The organism is Shewanella sp. AS16 (assembly GCF_021412365.1).
GTDB lineage: Bacteria > Pseudomonadota > Gammaproteobacteria > Enterobacterales > Shewanellaceae > Shewanella > Shewanella salipaludis.
Window position 1 is genome coordinate 1 of the sequence record NZ_JAKCLK010000232.1, and the last position, 294, is coordinate 294.

The window sequence follows — 294 nt, forward strand, 5'->3', positions numbered from 1 at the left end:
GCATGGCAGTGCGGTACAGTACAGCTGGACTTCTCTTTGCCTTCTCGTCTGAGCGCTTCTTATGTAGGCGAAGACAATGAACGTAAAGTACCGGTAATGATTCACCGCGCAATTCTGGGGTCGATGGAACGTTTCATCGGTATCCTGACCGAAGAATTTGCTGGTTTCTTCCCGACCTGGCTTGCGCCAGTTCAGGTTGTTATCATGAATATTACCGATTCTCAGTCTGAATACGTTAACGAACTGACGCAAAAACTATCAAATGCGGGCATTCGTGTTAAAGCAGACTTGAGA

1 protein-coding gene is annotated in these 294 nt (G+C 46.9%); it reads left to right on the top strand.

The window, feature by feature from the left end; genetic code table 11:
* Positions 1-294, top strand: a 294-nt coding sequence (locus LZP73_RS20135) for an aminoacyl--tRNA ligase-related protein (RefSeq protein ID WP_326490376.1), incomplete at both ends; no start/stop codon positions are given.